At 58.2% G+C, this 18885-nt stretch carries 18 protein-coding genes; 6 read left to right on the top strand and 12 right to left on the bottom strand.

Annotated elements, in window-relative coordinates; all coding sequences use genetic code 11:
• Nucleotides 1-820 precede the first annotated feature (820 nt).
• On the top strand, nucleotides 821-1933 hold the full coding sequence (locus tag K0F75_RS08590) for an actin family protein (RefSeq protein ID WP_219061451.1): 1113 nt from the start codon (nucleotides 821-823) through the stop codon (nucleotides 1931-1933).
• Between the two features lie 318 nt (nucleotides 1934-2251).
• The gene (locus K0F75_RS08585) at nucleotides 2252-2554 is read left to right on the top strand and encodes a hypothetical protein (protein ID WP_219061450.1); all 303 of its coding nucleotides are present in this window, start codon (nucleotides 2252-2254) and stop codon (nucleotides 2552-2554) included.
• An 85-nt stretch (nucleotides 2555-2639) separates the two neighbouring features.
• Here the strand turns inward: K0F75_RS08585 and K0F75_RS08580 are convergent, their stop codons facing one another.
• The 6 genes from K0F75_RS08580 to K0F75_RS08555 form a co-directional block, all read right to left on the bottom strand.
• Nucleotides 2640-3461, bottom strand: a complete 822-nt coding sequence (locus K0F75_RS08580; protein WP_219061449.1) for an aldo/keto reductase — start codon at nucleotides 3459-3461, stop codon at nucleotides 2640-2642.
• Nucleotides 3462-3550: 89 nt separating this feature from the next.
• Nucleotides 3551-4990, bottom strand: coding sequence for an efflux transporter outer membrane subunit (locus K0F75_RS08575; protein WP_219061448.1), 1440 nt, complete (start codon nucleotides 4988-4990; stop codon nucleotides 3551-3553).
• The gene (locus K0F75_RS08570) at nucleotides 4987-5877 is read right to left on the bottom strand and encodes an HlyD family secretion protein (protein WP_219061447.1); all 891 of its coding nucleotides are present in this window, start codon (nucleotides 5875-5877) and stop codon (nucleotides 4987-4989) included. The genes K0F75_RS08575 and K0F75_RS08570 overlap by 4 nt, the downstream gene beginning before the upstream one ends.
• A complete protein-coding gene (locus K0F75_RS08565) occupies nucleotides 5874-6083 on the bottom strand; it encodes a DUF1656 domain-containing protein (RefSeq protein WP_219061446.1) in 210 nt (69 codons plus the stop codon). Before K0F75_RS08565 ends, K0F75_RS08570 begins: the two co-directional genes overlap by 4 nt.
• On the bottom strand, nucleotides 6080-8164 hold the full coding sequence (locus K0F75_RS08560; RefSeq protein WP_219061445.1) for an FUSC family protein: 2085 nt from the start codon (nucleotides 8162-8164) through the stop codon (nucleotides 6080-6082). Before K0F75_RS08560 ends, K0F75_RS08565 begins: the two co-directional genes overlap by 4 nt.
• Entirely contained in the window at nucleotides 8161-8613 is a 453-nt protein-coding gene (locus K0F75_RS08555; RefSeq protein WP_219061444.1) for a MarR family winged helix-turn-helix transcriptional regulator, read from the bottom strand. Before K0F75_RS08555 ends, K0F75_RS08560 begins: the two co-directional genes overlap by 4 nt.
• Nucleotides 8614-9167: 554 nt before the next feature.
• Here K0F75_RS08555 and K0F75_RS08550 point away from each other — a divergent pair.
• Nucleotides 9168-9836, top strand: coding sequence for a polysaccharide lyase family 7 protein (locus K0F75_RS08550; RefSeq protein ID WP_219061443.1), 669 nt, complete (start codon nucleotides 9168-9170; stop codon nucleotides 9834-9836).
• Nucleotides 9837-9842: 6 nt separating this feature from the next.
• Here K0F75_RS08550 and K0F75_RS08545 read toward each other — a convergent pair whose 3' ends face one another.
• Nucleotides 9843-11246, bottom strand: coding sequence for a heavy metal sensor histidine kinase (locus tag K0F75_RS08545; protein ID WP_219061442.1), 1404 nt, complete (start codon nucleotides 11244-11246; stop codon nucleotides 9843-9845).
• Entirely contained in the window at nucleotides 11219-11914 is a 696-nt protein-coding gene (locus tag K0F75_RS08540) for a heavy metal response regulator transcription factor (protein WP_219061441.1), read from the bottom strand. Before K0F75_RS08540 ends, K0F75_RS08545 begins: the two co-directional genes overlap by 28 nt.
• A 215-nt stretch (nucleotides 11915-12129) precedes the next feature.
• Here K0F75_RS08540 and K0F75_RS08535 point away from each other — a divergent pair, with 215 nt between their 5' ends.
• From K0F75_RS08535 to K0F75_RS08525, 3 genes are read left to right on the top strand one after another with little or no spacing between them, the layout of a single operon-like run.
• Complete coding sequence (locus K0F75_RS08535; RefSeq protein ID WP_219061440.1) at nucleotides 12130-12735, top strand: hypothetical protein; 606 nt, start codon at nucleotides 12130-12132, stop codon at nucleotides 12733-12735.
• A gap of 42 nt (nucleotides 12736-12777) precedes the next feature.
• Complete coding sequence (locus K0F75_RS08530; protein WP_219061439.1) at nucleotides 12778-13386, top strand: cytochrome b/b6 domain-containing protein; 609 nt, start codon at nucleotides 12778-12780, stop codon at nucleotides 13384-13386.
• Nucleotides 13379-14146 (top strand): molybdopterin-dependent oxidoreductase, encoded by a 768-nt coding sequence (locus K0F75_RS08525; protein WP_219061438.1) that lies wholly within the window; start codon nucleotides 13379-13381, stop codon nucleotides 14144-14146. The genes K0F75_RS08530 and K0F75_RS08525 overlap by 8 nt, the downstream gene beginning before the upstream one ends.
• Before the next feature lie 357 nt (nucleotides 14147-14503).
• Here the strand turns inward: K0F75_RS08525 and efeO (K0F75_RS08520) are convergent, their stop codons facing one another.
• From efeO (K0F75_RS08520) to efeU, 4 genes are read right to left on the bottom strand one after another with little or no spacing between them, the layout of a single operon-like run.
• The gene (gene efeO / locus K0F75_RS08520) at nucleotides 14504-15328 is read right to left on the bottom strand and encodes an iron uptake system protein EfeO (RefSeq protein WP_219061437.1); all 825 of its coding nucleotides are present in this window, start codon (nucleotides 15326-15328) and stop codon (nucleotides 14504-14506) included.
• A 29-nt stretch (nucleotides 15329-15357) separates the two neighbouring features.
• A complete protein-coding gene (gene efeB / locus K0F75_RS08515) occupies nucleotides 15358-16668 on the bottom strand; it encodes an iron uptake transporter deferrochelatase/peroxidase subunit (protein WP_219061436.1) in 1311 nt (436 codons plus the stop codon).
• 44 nt (nucleotides 16669-16712) lie between these two features.
• Nucleotides 16713-17921, bottom strand: a complete 1209-nt coding sequence (gene efeO, locus K0F75_RS08510) for an iron uptake system protein EfeO (RefSeq protein WP_219061435.1) — start codon at nucleotides 17919-17921, stop codon at nucleotides 16713-16715.
• 8 nt (nucleotides 17922-17929) lie between these two features.
• The gene (gene efeU / locus K0F75_RS08505) at nucleotides 17930-18787 is read right to left on the bottom strand and encodes an iron uptake transporter permease EfeU (RefSeq protein ID WP_219061434.1); all 858 of its coding nucleotides are present in this window, start codon (nucleotides 18785-18787) and stop codon (nucleotides 17930-17932) included.
• Nucleotides 18788-18885 lie beyond the last annotated feature (98 nt).

Here is an 18885-nt window from a genome sequence, read left to right as displayed (position 1 = left end):
CTTGCACCTCATGTTGGCGCTCCTCGAATTGTCCCCAGTATTTATTCAGCTCTGCCGGTTCCTTGCCACGCAGGAGGACGTTCTTCCATTCCTGCACCTGAATTTTGAATTGGAGGTTGGCCTCATCGATCAGTTGGGACGTGTGCAGCGGTCCGTCAATCAGGCCTTTGTAGTTCTGCAGGCCATTGGAAAGGAAATGAAAACAGGCCAGCGCGATCAGCAGGATCGCCAACAGACTGCCACCGAGCAACGCCAGAATCTGGGCTCTCAGGGATTTTTGCAAAAACATGGGGTGTGTCTCATGGCCAGGGATAAGGCATTCCACGCGGGGAATGGGTGCGGCAAAGACATCCCTGTCCTTCAAGGCCGTACCTAGAGGTCGGCGGACGCCGGGGTTTCTTGAGCAATGCGGTTTTTCGTTCGGATGAACAGTACGCCACGGCCAATCTCTTTCCGCCCCCGGTATGATTTCTCAAGAAAATTCGCAGAGGCAATAACTATTCTGACACCGGGGGCTATTGCCTACCGGTAGTTGACGAGAGGTCGTCAACTACCGGACGGGTCGCTGGCCGCGGCAGATCAGATCACGGAATTCGGAATGCTCAAAAGCATTCATAAATATGACTATAAAAAGATAAGAAAGTATTCGAAAAGAGAATAGGTCACTGTCATATATGACAGTAGACGGCAAAAATCTTATTGGAGAAACTGTACGCGAGCAACGGGCAGCATGATGACGACCATACGCTCAATCACTGGGGGGCTAATGCAAATATCATTGCGACTGCCGGCCATTATTAAATAATAGGAGCAATACATCATGAGTGAAGAAATACGGACGATAGTTATTGATATTGGCAGTAGCACGATGAAGGTAGGTTTCGCCGGTGAAGACAGTCCAACGGTATTTCCCACAGTAGTAGGCAGGCCAGAAGCGGCTGATGCAAACCAAAAGGCAGTGTACGTGGGTGAGGAAGCGCTAGCTAAAAGGGATACATTGAAACTTAGCTACCCGGTAGAGCATGGCTTTATCAATGACTGGGACGATTTCGAGTTCATTCTACGCCATGTATTTGACAGCGTATTAAAAGTGAACCCTGCCGAGTATGAAATACTCTGTACGGAGCCGCCGCTTAACCCACGTGGTAACCGGGAGAAAGTGGTTAAAATATTATTTGAGGTATTTAATTGCCGTGCTTGTTATCTCTCGACTCAAGCGGTTTTGGCTCTGTATGCCTCAGGACATACAACGGGGATAGTTTTGGAGGTGGGCGATAGTGTTTCTCATGCTGTTCCGATTTACGAAGGCTATGCGTTACCTCACTCAATCTTGCGGACGGACACTGGAGGGCGAGACCTGACGGACTACCTGGTTACAATACTGTCAGAAAGCGGCTACTCTTTTGCCACAAAGGCAGAGTCTTCAATTGTCCAGGAGATCAAAGAGAAGTTGTGTTACGTCGCAGTGGATTTTAAGGCTGAAATGGAAGGCGCAGCGACCTCCAGCAGTCTTCAGAAATGGTATGAACTGGCAGATGGCCAAAAAATCACTGTGGGTACCGAACGTTTCCGGTGCCCGGAGGTGTTGTTTACACCTTCACTAACTGGATCCGAAGTCTCAGGAATTCATGAGATGATTTTTTACAGCATCATGAAGTGCGATGTTGATATTCGAAAAGATCTTTTTAGCAATATCGTTTTAAGTGGTGGCTCTACACTGTTTTCGGGCATGGCTGAAAGGCTACAAAAGGAAATCATCGCGCTAGCACCTTCCTCCATAAAAATTAGGGTTGTTGCACCATCTGAATGTAAATACAGCGTTTGGGTCGGTGGCTCTATACTGGCTTCGCTCAGCACCTTTCAAACAATGTGGATTACCCGTAAAGACTATGATGAAGTGGGTCCTTCAATTGTGAGTGAAAAGTGCTTTTAAGTTCGAGACCCCCGTTTTAATTAGGAACCTCCGGCCAAGCTGCACTTCTACACCGACCCGGAATTGATCGGGGGTACCGAAACCCAGGCGTTTGTTAGCCATCATGGCGAAATCATTCTGATTGCCGTCCGAGGAAGTTTCCCTACGGCTGGCTGCTGTTCGGTTTTGGGCTTGGACGTATGGGTGGCGAGCCTTATCGGCAACATGGGAAACAGCAGCATTTCATACCGGTGACGTTCAGTGATGGCGAAAAGTCTTCCAGTCTCTGGGATCCCGGTTGAGAATCCATTGAGGACGCTGCGATATGCAAATACGCCCATGAGCAGTAATGCACGTAGTTTCGACGCGGATTCAAGTCATACAACAACCCGCCTTGCAGCAGAAAGATATCGCCTCAATACGACCATTGGCCGCGTGGGGAAATTGAACGCCACCAAACTAAAACCGCCCGATGTTTATGGCAATGCTGCGCAGTCGCCAGCGTTTGAGGCGAGCCTCAAGCGCTGGAGGGCTCATAAAGAGAATAACGTCAAAGTGCAACTGGCGATGATCCCTTCGCGGCCAGACAATACTGATATCGCGGGGGTCTACCAAGACGTTGATCGCGACCCAATGGTGTAGTGCTTCCTCCCGTGGTAATCCGCCGCACGCTGATGAGGCTGTTCGGCGGATAGTCGGGTGTGTCCGTGACCGCTTAAGCGGCGGCTCACACCATCGCCAGCACTCGCTTGCGAGTGGGCGCAGGCCAGGCGCTGTCGATGGCGTGCAAGTCTTCTGCGGTCAGGGTCAACTGTGCGGCGGCAGCGTTGAGGCGTATGTGCTCGGGCTTGACGGCTTTGGGAATCGCGATGATGCCCTTATTGCGCAGCACCCAGGCCAGGCAGATCTGCGCAGGGGTGGCGTCATGCCGGACAGCAATGTCCTGCAGCACCGGGTTTTTCAGCAGGTGCCCGGCCTGCGCGATGGGACAGTAGGCCATCAGCGGCATGAGGTGGATCTGTGCCCAGGGCAACAGGTCGAATTCGATGCCACGTTGTTCGGGGTTGTAGAGCACTTGATCGGTTGCGCAGGCCGGGTTGGCCAGGTGCGCCATGTCGGTGACGTCGAAATTGGAGACGCCCCAGCCACCGATTTTGCCGGCTTCGCGCAGGCGTTCAAAGGCTTCGACGGTTTCTTCCAGCGGGTGTTGGCCGGGCCAGTGCAGCAGGTACAGGTTGATGTGTTCTGTGCCAAGGCGCCGCAAGCTTCGTTCACACGCTTCCGTTATACCGGTGCGGCTGGCGTTGTGCGGGTAGACCTTGCTGACCAGAAACACGCTGTCGCGCTGCCCGGTGATGGCTTCGCCGACCACTTCCTCGGCACCGCCTTCTGCGTACATTTCAGCGGTGTCGATCAGGGTCATGCCGTGTTCGATGCCCAAACGCAACGCGGCCACTTCCTGTTTTCGTTGATGCGGATCTTCGCCCATCTGCCAGGTGCCCTGGCCGATGACGGGGACGGATGAACCAGCCAATTCGAGGGTTTGCATATGATCTCCTACAATCAGTGGGTGATATTTAGTCTGGCAGCAGGATCACGTGCAGGTTCAAACCGGGCCGGGAAAGGCGGTGATGTCGGTTATTTATTCACCACTGCCGTGCGGCCGTTCTCCCAGCCCCCGCCTAATGCCAGAAACAGATCGATCTGGCCCATGGCGACTTGAGTATTAGACGAGGCCAATTGGGCACGGACATCAGTATAGGTGCGCGTAGCTTGAAGGTCGGCAAGGAATGAGGCGCGGCCAGCCTGGAAGAAGCGGTGAGTCTGATCGGCCGCTTGCCGTGCCGACTGCTCGGCGTCGGCCAGGGCATCGCGCCGTTCCAGCAAGGCAGTGTATTGCGCCAGACCGGTCTGGGCTTCGCGGATCGCGTTGAGCACCACGCCATCGAAATGCGCCAGCGCGGCTTGGGTCGAGGCTTCGGCTTCGTGGACCCGCGCACGGGAGCCGTTCGATGGCACCGTCCAGCTCAGCAAGGGCCCAAAGCCCCAGCGATTGGTGGCCGGCTTGCCGAGGTTTTCCAGAATACCCACGGTGCCAATGCTCGCGCCGATGCTGATGTCCGGGTACAGCGCACCGGTGGCCACGCCGATATCTGCCGTGGCGGCTGCCAGTCGACGCTCTGCCTGCCGAATATCGGGTCGGCGTTTGAGCAATGCGGCACCGTCGCCGACGGGCATGAGCTGCGCGATGTGGGGCAGTTCAGCGCATGTCGTCACGCCAGCAGGCAGTTGTGCCAGCGGTTTGGCCAGCAGCATCGACAAGCGAAACAGCCCGGCCTGACGAGCGGCGTTGTAGCGTGGCAATTCGGCGCGCAGGGATTTGAATTGGGTTTGTGAGCGAGTGACTTGGGTTTCATCCCCACGCCCCGCGTCGCGCAGGCGCTGGGTCATGGTCAGGCTTTGCTGTTGCAGGTCCAGTGAATGCAGAGCGATGTTCTGCTCTTCATTGGCGGCGCAGACCTGGGTGTAGGCACGCACAACGTCGGCCACCAGGGTAATACGCGCGGTGTCCGCTGCGGCCTGGGTCGCATCGGCATTGGCTTGTGCGCCTTCGATGCCGCGCTGCAGGGTGCCGAACAGATCGAACTGGTAAGAGGTGCTGATGCCGATGTCGCCGACATTGGCCACGGGTACTTTATCGGCCAACAGAAAGGCTTCACCCGATTCCTGCAAGCGTTGTGCGCCCATTTTTACCCCGCTGTGGAATCCTCCCAAAGACTGGGCTTCCTCCACTTGCATCCGGGCCCGGGCCAGATTGGCGGCCGCTACCCGCAGGTCGGTGTTGGAGGCCATGGCCTGACGTACCAGCTCATCGAGCCGAGGGTCCTGATACAGTCGCCACCAATCTGCCGGTACCGGCGTTGACATCGCATTGGCACCCTGACCCGCGATTTCGCCCTGCAAATCCGGGCGGTTCAGTGCGGCGTCCTTGGGCAGATGATAGTCCGGCCCCACCATCTGGCAGGCGGACAACAGCAAACCCAGGCCTACGGTCGCCAGACGTGCGCCTTGTCTCATTGCGCGGTCTCCTGAGGGTGAGCGTCCTCGATGATCGACACCGTCGCGGTGCGCCCGGCGATCATGCGAAAGTCATCCGGCACGCTGTCGAAGGCGATTCGCACGGGAATCCGTTGTGCCAGCCGCACCCAGCTGAACGCCGGGTTGACGTTGGGTAGCAGGTTGGTGCCGCTGCTGCGATCACGGTCTTCGATAGCGGCGACGATGCTCTGCACATGACCGCGCAAGCGTGCGCTATCACCGATCACACGGATATCTACAGCCTGGCCGATGTGGATGCCAGACAGCTTGGTTTCTTCAAAATAGCCGTCGATATGAAACGAGGTGCCGTCGACCACCGACAGAACGGCACGGCCAGCGGTGACGAACTCCTGCGAACGCGGTGCGCGGTCGTTGAGGTAACCGTCCACCGGACTGCGGATCACCGAGCGGTCCAGGTTCAGTTGTGCGGCATCGACCGCAACCTGTGACTCGCTCAAGGCCGACAATGCACGCGTTTCGCGGGACTGGCTTTCTTCCAGTTGTTCCTGGGCGACCAGATTGCCCAGGCCCCGGTTGCGTTTGTTTTCACGACGGGCCTGTTCATAGGTTTCCTGGCGTTCGGCCGCCGTCGCCTTGGCCTGACGCAGGGCCAGACGAAAGCGGTCCTGGTCGATGGTGAACAGGACCTGGCCCTTGGTCACCACCTGGTTGTCGGTCACCTCGACCTTCTGAATCAGGCCGGAAACGTCTGGCGCAATCTGCACCACGTCGGCGCGAATACGACCGTCGCGGGTCCAGGGCGCAAACATGTAATACATCACCATGCGCCAGACCACGACAGTGGCGAAGGTCACGATAAGCAGGGTCAGGACCACTCGGCCCAATGTCAGTAAGGGTTTTTTCATTTCATCAGGTATCGACTGAGAGTATCCACAGCGCCGAGCAACACGGCGTATAGACCTACGTTGAACAATGCCCGGTGCCAGACCAGGCGATAGAAGTGGGCGCGTGTCAGCAGTGCGTGCACCACTAGATAAAGCAAATACGTGATGCCCATCAGTACCATCAGCGTGGGCACGATCACCCCGCTGATATCCAGATCACCGATCATAAAGGCGCTCCGTCGATGCCATAGGGCGGTTGTTCTTCGGTTTTACCTGCGGCCACGATTTCGACGCCAGGCAGCAGCGCCAGGCGCAGACCGCTCAACGCATGCAGGAGGTGGGTGCGGGTTGGATCGTCGTCCATCCATTGCGCGGTCAACGAGCGCCGCGCGCGGTCCATGGTCATCAACAGACCTTTGGGCGCGGGCAAGCGTTGGTGGGCTTTGAGACAGGCCTGAAAATAAACGCCGACCTCATCAATCACTTGTTGTAGCAGCGTTTGGGGCACCGCGTGTACCCGATGGATATACGCCTGCAAATCCAGCAAGTTGAGGGCGACCTGCAGTTCACGCAGGGCAACCCCGGTGTCTTGAGCGGTGATGGTCAGACGCGGTAAATGCTGCATCAGGCGGTCGAGCATCTGCACGCCCATGCGTCGATGCTCGGCCAGTGTCGCCGGCTGGCTCAGGGTGACAATGTCGCGCCAACTGAAACGGGTCAGGCGCTTGGCGGCTAATTCAACGCCGAAAGGGCGTACCACCAGGGTCCAGACAAACGCGAATAACAGCCCCACCGGCCCCGCCAGGTTGGTGTTGACGAAGGCCAGGAAGTCGGCGTCGTAGGCGCCTTGAATACTGATGAATGAGGACGTATTGACGATGGTCAGCAGGGTCCCCAGGTAGAAACGCGGCTGCACGGTCAAGGTGCCGATGACGATAAAGGGGATGGCAAAGGCCAGCACCAGCATCGGGAAGTCATGCAGGTTGGGCAGCACCAGGAACAGATAGAGACTGGCGAACAGCACCGACATCGCTGTCCAGAAAAAGAAGCGATAGATCTGCGGTGCGGGGTCGTCCATGGCGGCGAAGAAGCTGCACGCCACAGCAGCCAGAATCACCGCGCTGCCGCCATCGGTCCAGCCCAATAGAATCCACAACGTTGACGCGACGATGATTGCGGTGACGCTGGAAAACACGGAATACAGCATCAACCCGCGATCAAAAAACGGCGTCAGCCGGCCCAGACGCCAGTGTCGATAGACCGCGCGCCACGAGGATTGGTCGTCAGTGCGCAACGCATGTTGCAGGCTGCGGCAGTCCTGCCACAGGTCGATCCATTCGCCGAGTCGGTAGAGGGCGTTGGACAGTAGCAATTGATGCCGATCATCCAGCTGCGCCGAGCTGGGTTGCAAGCGCTCCAGATGATCGCGCAGCGCCTGCCAATGTTCGACCGGCGCGCCCTCGCGGGTGCTGTGCAACCAGGCGCAGGTCTCTGCCAGCAGCGGCGCCAGGCGTTCGGCCTGTTCGGGGGTGCGTTTTTCCAGAGCCAAAAGGGCGTCGTTGAGTGCATCGACAACGGGCAACAGGTGAATCATCCGTCCGCGCAGTTCTTTACTGTTGCGCATTGTCTGAGGTCGCGCACCTTCGTGAGGCAACTGACCGATCATCAGTTCCAGCGTATTGAACGTAGCAACCATCGAGGTGCGAAGGCGGCCAATGTCTTCCGGGGCCTGAGTGCGCGCCAAAAAAAGCTCACTGTAAGCGGTGGCGTCGGTAAACCAGTTGCCAGCCGCACCCAGCATCACCGGAGCCAGTCGGCGCGGCCAGAACATGCCGCCCACCACGGCGGCACAGACGATCCCGAGGAAAATCTCCTCAGTGCGTGAAACCGCGATGTCGAACACCGCCAGCGGGTTATCCACAACCGGAAAGGCAATCAGTGGCAGGGTGTAGCCCGCGAGCATCAGTGCGTAACTGTTGGCCGTGCGCAAGTGCAGCGAGAGGAACAGCAAGGTCCCGGTCCAGAGGGCGATCACGATGGCCAGTAAAAACGGGGTCTGCACGAACAAGGGTACGAAAAAAACCGCCGCCGCCGCGCCGACAAAGGTTCCAAGCGCCCGGTAGAGCGCCTTGGAACTGGTCGGGCCAACAAAGGGGCTGGAAACGATATAGACCGTCGCCATGGCCCAATAAGGCCGAGGCATTTCCATGATCAATGCGATATACAGCGCGATCATTGAGGCGGCGAAGGTACGCACGCCATAGAACCAGGCACGTGCTGGCGGTACGCCGGTAAAAAAACCGCTCAAGATGCCCACACCGTGTTGTGATGGCCCGCATCTTCAAATGCTTTCAGCACCCGCAGGGTGGCTTCGAGATCTGCGATGTCGACATTTTTGAGCACGTCCCTGCGCAGACGAAGCAATTCATTTTCAATCGACAACGCCAGCTCGCGGCCCTTCTCGGTCAAGCTCAAGGATTTGGCACGACGGTCAGTGGGGTCCTCGGTGCGGCAGACCACGCCAGCTGCACATAGTTGATCGAGCAAGCGCACCAGCGAAGGACTTTCCATCCCTGCGGCCTGGGCCACCGTCACTTGGCGCACACCGTCACCCAAGCGCAGAATCATCAGCAAAGGCATCGCGCACGCTTCTGAGATGCCGTAGTCGACGAGCGTCGTGTGACAGATGCGCCGCCAGTGACGGGACGCTGCCACGATGCCGCGGCTGATGCTCATTTGGAGAATATCGAGAGTCATGGCGTTGCCAGTGATAATAGTTTGAAGTCACATTATTAGCTTGCTAACTATAAATAGTTTGTAACACTGTTGCTGTGCCGTCAACCGTCATCTTGCATGTTCAGGCAGTCACACACGGCTGACGTGCGTGGGCACCCACCTCAGTGACGTTGTGATCATCCCCATTCATGCGCAAGATGCCCGGTCCAGAGCTTTGCTCTGGCAAAAAGAGCAGTGGATTCTGAGTAAATGACTACCGCTTGTCGGTAATAAAAAACGGTATTGGGCGCCTTTGTCACGCGCTCATTCAAAAAAATGACACAGGGTTTCGGACCTCGGTCCTTTATTAATGCAGGCTGTGGTGAACCTTTGATTCATCCTGATGTCGCCATCAAATGATGCCTTAATAGTGGCCTTGCAGTGGATCGCCTGTTTATTGACGTCATTAGGCTGGCGATTGAGTTTCACCAATCATTGATTCAGCCGATAGCAAGGACAACACCGCTGGGTGGTTGCACACCACCTTTAACGATCCGTCCTTGCTGGTGCGCAAGCCGCACCCCTCCGAGTTGAAAATGATCGATCTCGCCACCTGGAACCTCTCCGTCCCTGTCGGTCCTCCCGCCGTCACCGTCGATACGCCGACACTGGTGGGTGGTTATCAGGATGGTTACTTCCGCTCGGGGGACACTTTGTTCTTTTGGGCGCCGGTGACCGGCTCCAAAACCGAAAATGCGATATATCCCCGGACAGAACTGCGCGAGACCAAGGCCGATGGCAGCGTCAGTAACTGGAAATTTCCCCAGGCAGACAACGTCCTGCGTGCGGCGCTGTTGGTGAGTCAGGTGCCCTCGACGGGCAAAATCGTGATTGGTCAGATTCACTGTTACCAGAGCGCAGAGCCGCTGCTCAAGCTCGAATACCAGTACAAGGAAAAGCTCAAGACCGGCAACATTGTCGTCAAGTTTCGGCGCGCACCCGGCGTGGAGCCTGAGGTCATCATCATTGCCGAGCAAGTGCCGATGAATCAGCGCTTCACCTACACCATTCACCTGACGCCCAACGGCAACCTGACCGTCAACGCATTCGATCACGCCTGGACCGCAGCCCTCGATTCATCCTGGAGCACCCGGCTTTTGTACTTCAAGGCAGGCGTCTACATTCAGGACAACACGGGCTACACCACCGAAGGCGGCGCGGCGACGTTCTACAAACTGACGATTGCCCATGACAAGAAGGCTTGAGTAGGGTCAAGCCGGAAAGACCAGGGTAAACCGAATCCGGGCGGCAACCGGTTGCGCGACGGTGACGCGTCCACCATGCAAATGCATGATCGCGGCGACAATGGCTAACCCCAGGCCATTGGAGTCGGAGCGTTGATGGCGTGAAGCGTCGCCGCGGTAGAAGCGGTCGAACAACCGGGTCAAGGCCGCGGGCGCCAGCACCGGGCCCTGATTCTCCACCTGGATCAGCCATTCGCCATCGTGGCTGTCGACGTGCACCAGAATCTCGCTGCCCGCATCGGCGTACCGAATGGCATTGGCCACCAGATTGCTCAACGCCCGCCGCAGAAGGATCGGGTCAGCGTTCAAGGTCCCGCCGCCGGAGGTCTGGATGTGCAATTGACGCTCTTCTGCCAACCCTTCGAAATAGCCGGCGACGCGTTGCAGTTCGTCCTCCAGATCCAGCGGCTGACGTTCGAGCACGGCTTGCGCTTCATCAGCCCGGGCGAGGAACAGGATGCTTTCGACCAGTCGGGAAATCCGTTCCAGTTCCTCCAGATTCGAGGCCAGCAACGCCTGATATTCATCCACGCTGCGGGCCTGGCGTAATGCAACCTGACAATGCCCCATCAGTGAGCCAACAGGTGTGCGAATCTCATGGGCCAGGTCTGCGGAAAACTGCATCAGCCGCTGATAACCGTCGGCCAGGCGATCAAGCATGGCGTTGAAAGCGTCGCTGAGTTGATGCAGTTCCACGGGTGTGTCGTGGCTGTCCAGACGGCGGCCTCTGTGGCTGTCGAGCGTCGCCGGGGTGATGTCGGCCGCGTGTGCCGCCATTCGCCGCAACGGGCGTAAACCACGGCGCAACAACAGATAACCGAGCAGTGCGGCGATGACGAAAGCCAGGGTCATGGCCACGTAGATGCGCTGCCTGAAGCTGGCGAGCATGGCCATTTCCTTGACCATCACATGGGCGGCCAGCAGGTGCACCTCGGTGTTGCCCGACAGCGCCTGCACGGACGCGGCGCGCAAGGGCACGCCTTCCAGGCTCATCCCGCTGCGCAGGTCGGCGTCGCTGAGGGCTTGATCCTGACCGACCACCGGCACCTGTGGCAGCGGCGCGTGCGACGGATTGACCGAAATCACGGGGGGTTTGCCCGGTTCACCGATGATGAAAATGTCTTCTTCGCTGTCGAGCATGTTTTCGAACAGTTGCGGACTGCTCTCAAGTTTGTCCAGGGTCAGGTCGTAGCGCAGCAGTTTGCGAAAATGATCGAGCCGGGCCAGCACGGCATGGTCGCTGCGCTGCATCACGGTCCGTTCTATCGATACGTAAAGATACAGGCCGGCGCCAGCCACGGTGAGCATCGCCACCAGGGCGAACGCGAGTGTGGTGCGCAGGGTCAGGGATGGTTGGCGTCGGGACCGCATGGCCGCACCTCGCAGACGTAACCGATGCCGCGCACGGTATGGATGAGTTTGACCGGGTAGGGCAGGTCGATCTTGCTGCGCAGACGTTTGATCGCGACATCGACCACGTTGGTGTCGCTGTCGAAGTTCATGTCCCAGACCTCCGAGGCGATCTGTGCCCTGGACAGCACATCGCCTTCGCGGCGCAGCAGCAGATGCAACAGCGCGAATTCCTTGTTGGTCAGGACGATCACCTGTTGCTGGCGAGTCACCCTGCGTCGCAGCAGGTCCAGCTCCAGATCGGCGACATGGAAATGATCCGGTTCGCGGACCACGCCCCGACGCAGCACGGTGCGGATGCGCAGCAGCAGCTCGGTGAAGGAAAACGGTTTTACCAGATAGTCGTCGGCGCCCAGCTCCAGGCCACGAATGCGATCCTGCAATTGATCGCGCGCGGTGAGGAACAGCACCGGCACATCCTGTTTGGCGCGCAGCACTTCGATAATCTGCCAGCCATCGATGCCTGGCAGCATCACATCGAGCACGATCAAGTCATAGCGCTGTTCGAGGGCCATGTGCAGGCCATCGGTGCCGTGTTGGGTCCAGTCGACTTTATAACCCGACTCGCCGAGGCCCTTTTTCAGGTACTCGCCGGTCTTGGTGTCGTCTTCGATGAGCAGGATATGCACCGTTGGGTCTCCACGTTCTTCACACAGGCTGGAGCGTTTCCAACGAGGAGCGTTGGGCAGGGTTGGAGTTTAACCAAGTGCCATGCGGGTGTTGGTGACATTTTTGTCATGCGCGATCGACCTGCGCCGAATGACAAAAATGTCATTCGGCGGTCATGCTGCCGTGCGGGTTCAGGGGTGATGATGGCTGCGAACTCACTCAACCAGGTATCGACATGAAGAATGCACTGTCCACCACGTTCGGCTTGCTTCTGCTCAGCGCCGCAGTCATGACCCAGGCCGCCGACATGCCAGTGGTCAAGCCCATGCGCGGCACTGTCGACAGCGTCCAGGCTGATACGTTGAATTTCACCAACCGTGCGGGCCAGCATCAGAGCATCGGCCTGACCGACAAGACCGCGATCCGCTCGATTTCCAAAACCAGTCTGGATTCGATCAAGGCTGACAGCTTTATCGGTTCGGCGGCCACGCCGCAGGCTGACGGCACGTTGAAAGCATTGGAAGTTACCGTATTCGAAGCTAGCCTCAAAGGCAGCGGTGAAGGCCACTACGGTTGGGAAAATGCCGACGGCAGTACCGGTACCATGACCAACGGCACGGTTGGCACGCTGGCAAAAACCAATGGTCGCACCTTGACCGTGCTCTATAAGGGCGGCGAAAAACAACTGGTCGTACCCGAAGACGTGCCTATCGCCTACGTTCAACCTGGCGAGCGCAGCGCACTGAAAGCCGGTGCCAAGATCGTTCTGTTCCCGGCCGATGACGGTAAATCCGCGCGCGGCATTGCAGTGGGCAAAGATGGTTTCACACCGCCGATGTAATGCAGAGCGAGGGCGTCGGATCAGACACCGCAGGAGACCGCCATGAGCACTCGACGTATCCACCCCTGGCCGGTGCGGCTTACGCATTGGCTCAACGCGCTGGGCATGGTTGGCATGTTCATGAGCGGCTGGGGCATTTACAACGCTTCACCTTTATTCTCTTTCCGCTTCCCCCGCGAGATAACGCTTGGGGGTTGGCTCGGTGGCTCCATCGCCTGGCATCTGGCGCTGATGTGGCTGTTGGTGTTCAACGGTCTGGCTTACGTGCTGTACGGCGTGTTCAGTCAGCACTTCAAGCGCGATTTGTTACCGATTTCAGTCAGCGCCGTGAGACGTGATCTGGGGGATGCCTTGCGCTTTCGTCTGGCTCACCAACAGGGGCGCTACAACGCCGTGCAACGGTTGTCGTATTGGCTGGTATTGGCGCTGGGCGTGCTGGTGGTCTTGTCCGGGCTGTCGATCTGGAAGCCGGTCCAGTTGCAGGTGCTGTGCAGCTTGCTGGGCGGGTACGACTTCGCTCGTTTTGTGCATTTTGGCGCCATGGCCGGGATCGGTGCGTTCGTCGTCGTCCATTTGGTGTTGGTGCTGCTGGTGCCACGTACATTTGTGCCGATGATTACCGGTGGCACTCGGGAGAACTCCAATGACTGAACCCAAGCAGCGGCCACCCCGCTTGCGCCTGGAACCGGCGCAGCAGACCCAACTGATCAATATTCAACGGCGCTCGTTTCTGCGCGCCGGGTTGACGATTGGCGCCATGTCGATGCTCACCGGCTGCAACCTGGAGAGTGACGATGCTGTGGACAAAACGTTGTGGGCCATGTCGCGCTGGAACGACCGGGTTCAGGCCTGGCTGTTCAGCGGTCAACGTCTGGCGCCGACCTACGATCTGGCAAAGGTCACCCATCCGTTCCCGTTCAATGCGTTCTACCCCGAATACAACGTGCCCGAGGTCGATCTTTCCACTTATCGCCTGGGGGTTTCCGGGCGGGTGCGGGACAAGCAACCCTGGACCCTGGAGAATTTGCGCACGCTGCCACAACGCACCGACATCACGCGGCTGATCTGCGTCGAGGGCTGGAGCGCGATTGGCCAATGGGGCGGGGTCCCTTTGCGCACGTTTCTGGAACACATTGGCGCGGACACCACGGCAAAATTCGTCGGGTTTAAATGTGCGGACAAATACTACTCAAGCCTGGACATGCCGACCGCGCTGCATCCACAAACCTTGCTGGCGCTGGATTTCGGCCAAGTAGCACTGCCACCGGATTACGGTTATCCGTTGCGTGTGCGGGTGCCAACCAAGCTGGGGTTCAAGAACCCCAAGCACATCGTCGAACTGTTCGTGACTAATGACTACCCGGGCGGGTATTGGGAAGACCAGGGCTACAACTGGTTTAGCGGGAGTTAAAGCAACCGCTGCGCGGTTGATCGCAGCCTTCTGAAGCTCCTACAGAGATTTTGATCTGCTGTTGGGATTTGGAGCGAGGGAAATCCGAGCCTAAGCGAGGATCCGTATGGAGGGGCAAGCGTTTTGGGGTACCTTTTTGCGGTTCGGCGTCCCGACGTTTGAAAAAGGTTCCTCGCTGTAAGAGCGAAACCGTAATTCCAGCACACCAAAATGCCGGATATACACATTAAGACCAGCGCCAACGAATTGTTTTTAAAGGATTAAAAATCAGTTTTATAGGGGCGCGCTTGCCCGCGACAGGCCGGGGTCGATCGCGGGCAAGCGCGCTCCTACATTAGTTGCAGGCGCGCGCATTTCTCAGTTCAGACCCAGCTTGCCACGCAAGGTGGACAGGTCTTCAGCCAGAGTGTTGACCGGGCCAATCAGCGCTTTGCGATCATTTGCACTGACTTTGTCATACGTCTCGTAGCCGCCATCCTTGGTTTTGTACTTGGCCAGGATTTTGTTGACCGTCGCAAAGTTCTTGTCAACTTTGGCGGCAAACACCTTGTCCTGCTTTTCGATCTGCGGGTGGAACAGGTCAACGATTTTTTTGGCGCCGTCGATGTTGCCCTGGAAGTCATACAGGTCAGTGTGGCTGTAGCGGTCTTCTTCACCGGAAATCTTGGTGGCAGCGACTTCTTCGAGCAGCACCGCCGCACCGCCAACCACTTTTTCAGGCGGGAAGGTCAGGCCGGCAACGCGTGTTTGCAGATCTTTGACATCGCCGTTGAGTTTGTCGGCCAGTTCGCCCAGGCCCTGGGTGCTGTTCTCGGAGAACAGGCTGTATTCGATGCGGTGGAAACCGGTGAAGTCTTCAGCGGTGACGCCTTTTTCGTGGTCATCAACACGGGAGTCGATGGACGCATCCAGGTCACTGAACAACTCGGCAATCGGTTCGATGGATTCATAGTAAACGCGAGTCGGGGCATACAGTTTTTTGGCGGTGGCCAGATCGCCTTTTTTCACGGCATCGGTGAACTGCTGAGTGTGGCTACCCAGCTCATCAAGCTGTTCGGTGACGTAGATTTTGTAGTCCGAGATCGGTCCCACTAGATCCAGCGGCGCTGTCGCGGCGAAGGCGGCCAAGGGAGTCTGGAGCAAGCCAAAGGTAAGCATCACAACGAGAGGCGACTTTTTCATGGGACTTTTCCGGGTGAGATTAATGTGGGTCAAAGCGTTTTCGTCGGTGTGGAGGCTGCAAGCAGCGACCGGCCTAGGTAATCCTGATCGCCGACGACACCGGGCAACGTGAAGAAGTAGCCACCGCCAATGGGCTTCAGGTACTCCTCCAGAGGTTCGCCATTGAGGCGGGTTTGCACGGTGATAAAGCCTTTTTCCAGGTCGGACTGGTAGCAGATGAACAACAGGCCCATGTCGAGTTGGCCGTTCTTGCTCACGCCATTGGAGTAGTTGAACGGACGGCGCAAAATCCGGTTGCGTTCGGTGTCGGCGGTGCGTGGGTTGGCCATACGGATATGCGAGTCCAGGCGAGTCTGCTTGCCGTGGGGATCGGCGACGTAGTTCGGCACGTCGGTCTCCTGCTTGCCATCCATCGGCGCGCCGGTGGTCTTGACCCGGCCAAAGATCGCTTGCTGTTCCTGCAGTGGCGTCCGGTCCCAGCGCTCGACGAAGTTACGGATGATCCGCACTGCCTGATAGCTACCGCTGACAGCCCATGCGGGCTCATCGCTGCGGGGTTGAACCCAGACCAGGTAGTCCATGGCTTTTTGATCGTTGGAATCGGGGTTGGCTGAACCGTCGCGGAAACCGAGGAAGTTACGTGCACTCTCTGCGGGCTGCCCGGGTTTGACGGGGGCCTGAGCCGGCACGGTGCCTTCCTGCTTCCAGCGCACCAACAACAAGTCGGGCAGATTTTTGACGATGTCACGCAGGGCGTGAATATTGCTGTCGGGGGTGTTGGAGCAGAACTGAATGCTCAAGTCACCGTGGCAGCGGTCAGGCTCCAGCGCGTCATTAGGGAAGCCAATCATCCGGATCAGGCGCGTGGGCTTGACCGACGCCAGGCCGAAACGCTCGTCGAACAGCGACTCACCGACCGACACGGTGATGGTCAGGTTGTCCGGCGTCACCACCGGACCGAGGATGCCCGAATCCACCGGTGGCAATTTCGGATCGACCTGCGGCACGACGCCTCCTGTCATCAGGAACGCAATACGCTCGTTCAGCGTGCGGAACAGACGCTCCAGATCTTCGCGGTCGGCAGCCAGTACGTCGAACGATACGAGCATGCCCGCAGCCGGGCGAGGCGTGACAATGCCCGTCTGGTGACGGCCATGGAACAGGTTACGGTCCTGGGTCTTTTCGCTGTGCGGCGCTTCGGTGACTTGCGCCTGGGACGCCGCCAAAACGTTGCTGCTCAGGCTGCTACCCGCCAATGCTGCACCCGCCGCGCCGAGTCCCAGAAGCACGCGGCGACGTTGGGCTGAAAGCGGGGCGTTGGACATATCTGAATCTTTCATAGTGATGAGGTCTTCGTTCTATTACGGGTCTGAAAGGACACTGCTTAGAGGCCCTTGAGGCCTAAGGCTGGATCGATTCCATCGAGTGCGTCGGCCAATGCTTTGGCGCTGTCTGCTATCTGTTGGCGCTGCCCATTCGTGACTTGATCGTAGGAGCGGTAGCCGCTCTCGGTTTTCAAGCTCTCGAGTTCAGCGCCAAAGGCCGTTGAAGCCGCATCGATCCTTTGCAGCAGCTCGCCAGCTGTCTTGGTCAGGAGCGGACGCAACAGGTCGATGACTTTGCGTGTACCGTCCAGATTGGCGGCAAAACCGCTCAGGTCAGCACGGCTGTAGCGCTCTTCTTCGCCGTTGCTGCGGACTTCGGCCAGGGAACGCATGGTGTGGGTAATGATGCCAACCAGTTGCTCGGGGGCCATGGTTTGCGCCATCAATTGTTGCTTGAGGCCAGTGACGTCGGTTTGCAGGCGCTGCGCCGTCAGCGCCAGGCCATCGACTTTGTGCTGATCGAACAGGGCGTACTCAATGCGATGGAAACCGGTGAAGCCCAGGTCTTCCTCGCGCTTTTCGTAATAATCGGCGCGGGCGTTGATGGCGTTGTCCAACTCCGCAAAGCGCTGAGCGGCGGGTGCGATCCGCTGATAGACGATACGGGCCTGCAGGTAAGCCGCTTGCGCCTGATTCAGGTCAGCGGCGTCGATGGCCTGTTGCAGGGTGGCAACGGCCTTGATCAGCGCTGAACTCTGGCTGCTCAAATAAACGCGGTATTCGGACAGCGGCCCGATAAACGCGACCATCGATGGCCGGGCCTTTGCGCTGGCGTCGGATTCAGCGGTGGGGGTCACATGCAGGGTGCCGCGCGGGTTGCTCAGCAGGCCGCAGGTGATGGTGTAGTCGCCCGGTATCAGGTTGGCAGTGATCACCTGGCTCAGGCCGGGCGCGATATTTTCGCGCTCCTCGACCACCAGCACACCGTCGAGAATCTCCCACTCAACGGCGCGCTCGGAGCGGTTGACGATACGAAAGGCGGTGCGTCCCGCAGGTACCGTCAACGCATTCGGCTCACAGCTGTGGGCATGAATGCTGACGAGGGTCTCGGCACTGTTATTAGCCTGGCGCTTTTGCATCGCGGCGCGGGAGGCATAGTAGAACAGCCCGCCGGCCGCGATCATGATGATCACAGAGCCGACGACGGCCAATCGCAAGACGTTATGAGAACTGGCTTTTTCAGGAAGCCCAGAGGGAAGATTCGACATGGGTGCCCTTATTCGTTCGTAGCGGAAGATGATTGGCGATGCGCGGGTTTGGCCGATTGAGCCCCCGGCGCTGGGAGGAAGAACAACACCAGCGCGCCGATCAGGTAGATCAGATAGACGCTCAGGGTGCTGACGGTCGGCGCATCTTGATAACCAAACATGCCGGCCAATACCGAGCCCAATGGGCCGTCCATCGGCAGCGCTGCGCTGATGTCGAACACGATTGTTTGCAGGTGATTCCACAGTCCGGCTTCATGCAGCGCTTGCACCGAGGTGGAGAGAATCCCGGCGGCGACCACCAGAATGAACAGGCCGGTCCAGCGGAAAAACAGACCCAGATTCAGGCGCATGCTGCCGCTGTAAATGGCAAATCCCACGCCGATGGCCAGGATCAGGCCGAGCAGGGCACCCATCGGGGCTGCCGTCCCTTCACTCTGCTGGAACACCGCCAGTAGGAAAAAAACAGTCTCCAGCCCTTCACGGGCGACGGCAAAGAACACCATGGCGATCAGCGCGTAGACCTGATTTTTCGACGTGGCGAGTGCGGCGTCGAGAGAGGCATGCAATGAGTGCTTGATGGAGCGTGCGACCTTGCGCATCCAGAACACCATCGAACTGAGAATGCCTACGGCCACCAGTCCGATCACGCCTTCGAACAACTCCTGCTGTTTTTGCGGGAACTCAGCGCTGACCAACTCCAGGCCGCCCCCGACCAACAGCGCCAAGGCTGCCGCGAGAAAAACGCCGATCCATACGGCGGGCATCCACTCCCCGCGGCCGGTCTGCTTCAGGTAGCTGGCAATGATGCCAACGATAAGCGCGGCTTCAATTCCTTCGCGCAGCATGATCAAAAAAGGCACGAGCATGTGTCACCAAAATAATAGCGGTAGGGCGAGTGACCGGGTGCGCAACGGAGGCTGAGGCGCGTTTGAGAATCTGCAACATAATGATACTCATTCTCGAT

The organism is Pseudomonas sp. UMAB-08 (assembly GCF_900095225.1).
In the GTDB taxonomy this organism is placed as follows: Bacteria; Pseudomonadota; Gammaproteobacteria; order Pseudomonadales; family Pseudomonadaceae; genus Aquipseudomonas.
Note: the sequence above shows the minus strand (reverse complement) of the source record. Positions and strands in the feature narration are given on the sequence as shown.

Bases quoted from the DNA above. Each gene is read 5' to 3' on its own strand.
- K0F75_RS08590 (WP_219061451.1), top strand. From the start codon at position 821: ATGAGTGAAGAAATACGGACGATAGTTATTGATATTGGCAGTAGCACG.
- K0F75_RS08585 (WP_219061450.1), top strand. From the start codon at position 2,252: ATGAGCAGTAATGCACGTAGTTTCGACGCGGATTCAAGTCATACAACA.
- K0F75_RS08580 (WP_219061449.1), bottom strand. From the start codon at position 3,461: ATGCAAACCCTCGAATTGGCTGGTTCATCCGTCCCCGTCATCGGCCAG.
- K0F75_RS08575 (WP_219061448.1), bottom strand. From the start codon at position 4,990: ATGAGACAAGGCGCACGTCTGGCGACCGTAGGCCTGGGTTTGCTGTTG.
- K0F75_RS08570 (WP_219061447.1), bottom strand. From the start codon at position 5,877: ATGAAAAAACCCTTACTGACATTGGGCCGAGTGGTCCTGACCCTGCTT.
- K0F75_RS08565 (WP_219061446.1), bottom strand. From the start codon at position 6,083: ATGATCGGTGATCTGGATATCAGCGGGGTGATCGTGCCCACGCTGATG.
- K0F75_RS08555 (WP_219061444.1), bottom strand. From the start codon at position 8,613: ATGACTCTCGATATTCTCCAAATGAGCATCAGCCGCGGCATCGTGGCA.
- K0F75_RS08550 (WP_219061443.1), top strand. From the start codon at position 9,168: ATGATCGATCTCGCCACCTGGAACCTCTCCGTCCCTGTCGGTCCTCCC.
- K0F75_RS08545 (WP_219061442.1), bottom strand. From the start codon at position 11,246: ATGCGGTCCCGACGCCAACCATCCCTGACCCTGCGCACCACACTCGCG.
- K0F75_RS08535 (WP_219061440.1), top strand. From the start codon at position 12,130: ATGAAGAATGCACTGTCCACCACGTTCGGCTTGCTTCTGCTCAGCGCC.
- K0F75_RS08530 (WP_219061439.1), top strand. From the start codon at position 12,778: ATGAGCACTCGACGTATCCACCCCTGGCCGGTGCGGCTTACGCATTGG.
- K0F75_RS08525 (WP_219061438.1), top strand. From the start codon at position 13,379: ATGACTGAACCCAAGCAGCGGCCACCCCGCTTGCGCCTGGAACCGGCG.
- efeO (WP_219061437.1), bottom strand. From the start codon at position 15,328: ATGAAAAAGTCGCCTCTCGTTGTGATGCTTACCTTTGGCTTGCTCCAG.
- efeB (WP_219061436.1), bottom strand. From the start codon at position 16,668: ATGAAAGATTCAGATATGTCCAACGCCCCGCTTTCAGCCCAACGTCGC.
- efeO (WP_219061435.1), bottom strand. From the start codon at position 17,921: ATGTCGAATCTTCCCTCTGGGCTTCCTGAAAAAGCCAGTTCTCATAAC.
- efeU (WP_219061434.1), bottom strand. From the start codon at position 18,787: ATGCTCGTGCCTTTTTTGATCATGCTGCGCGAAGGAATTGAAGCCGCG.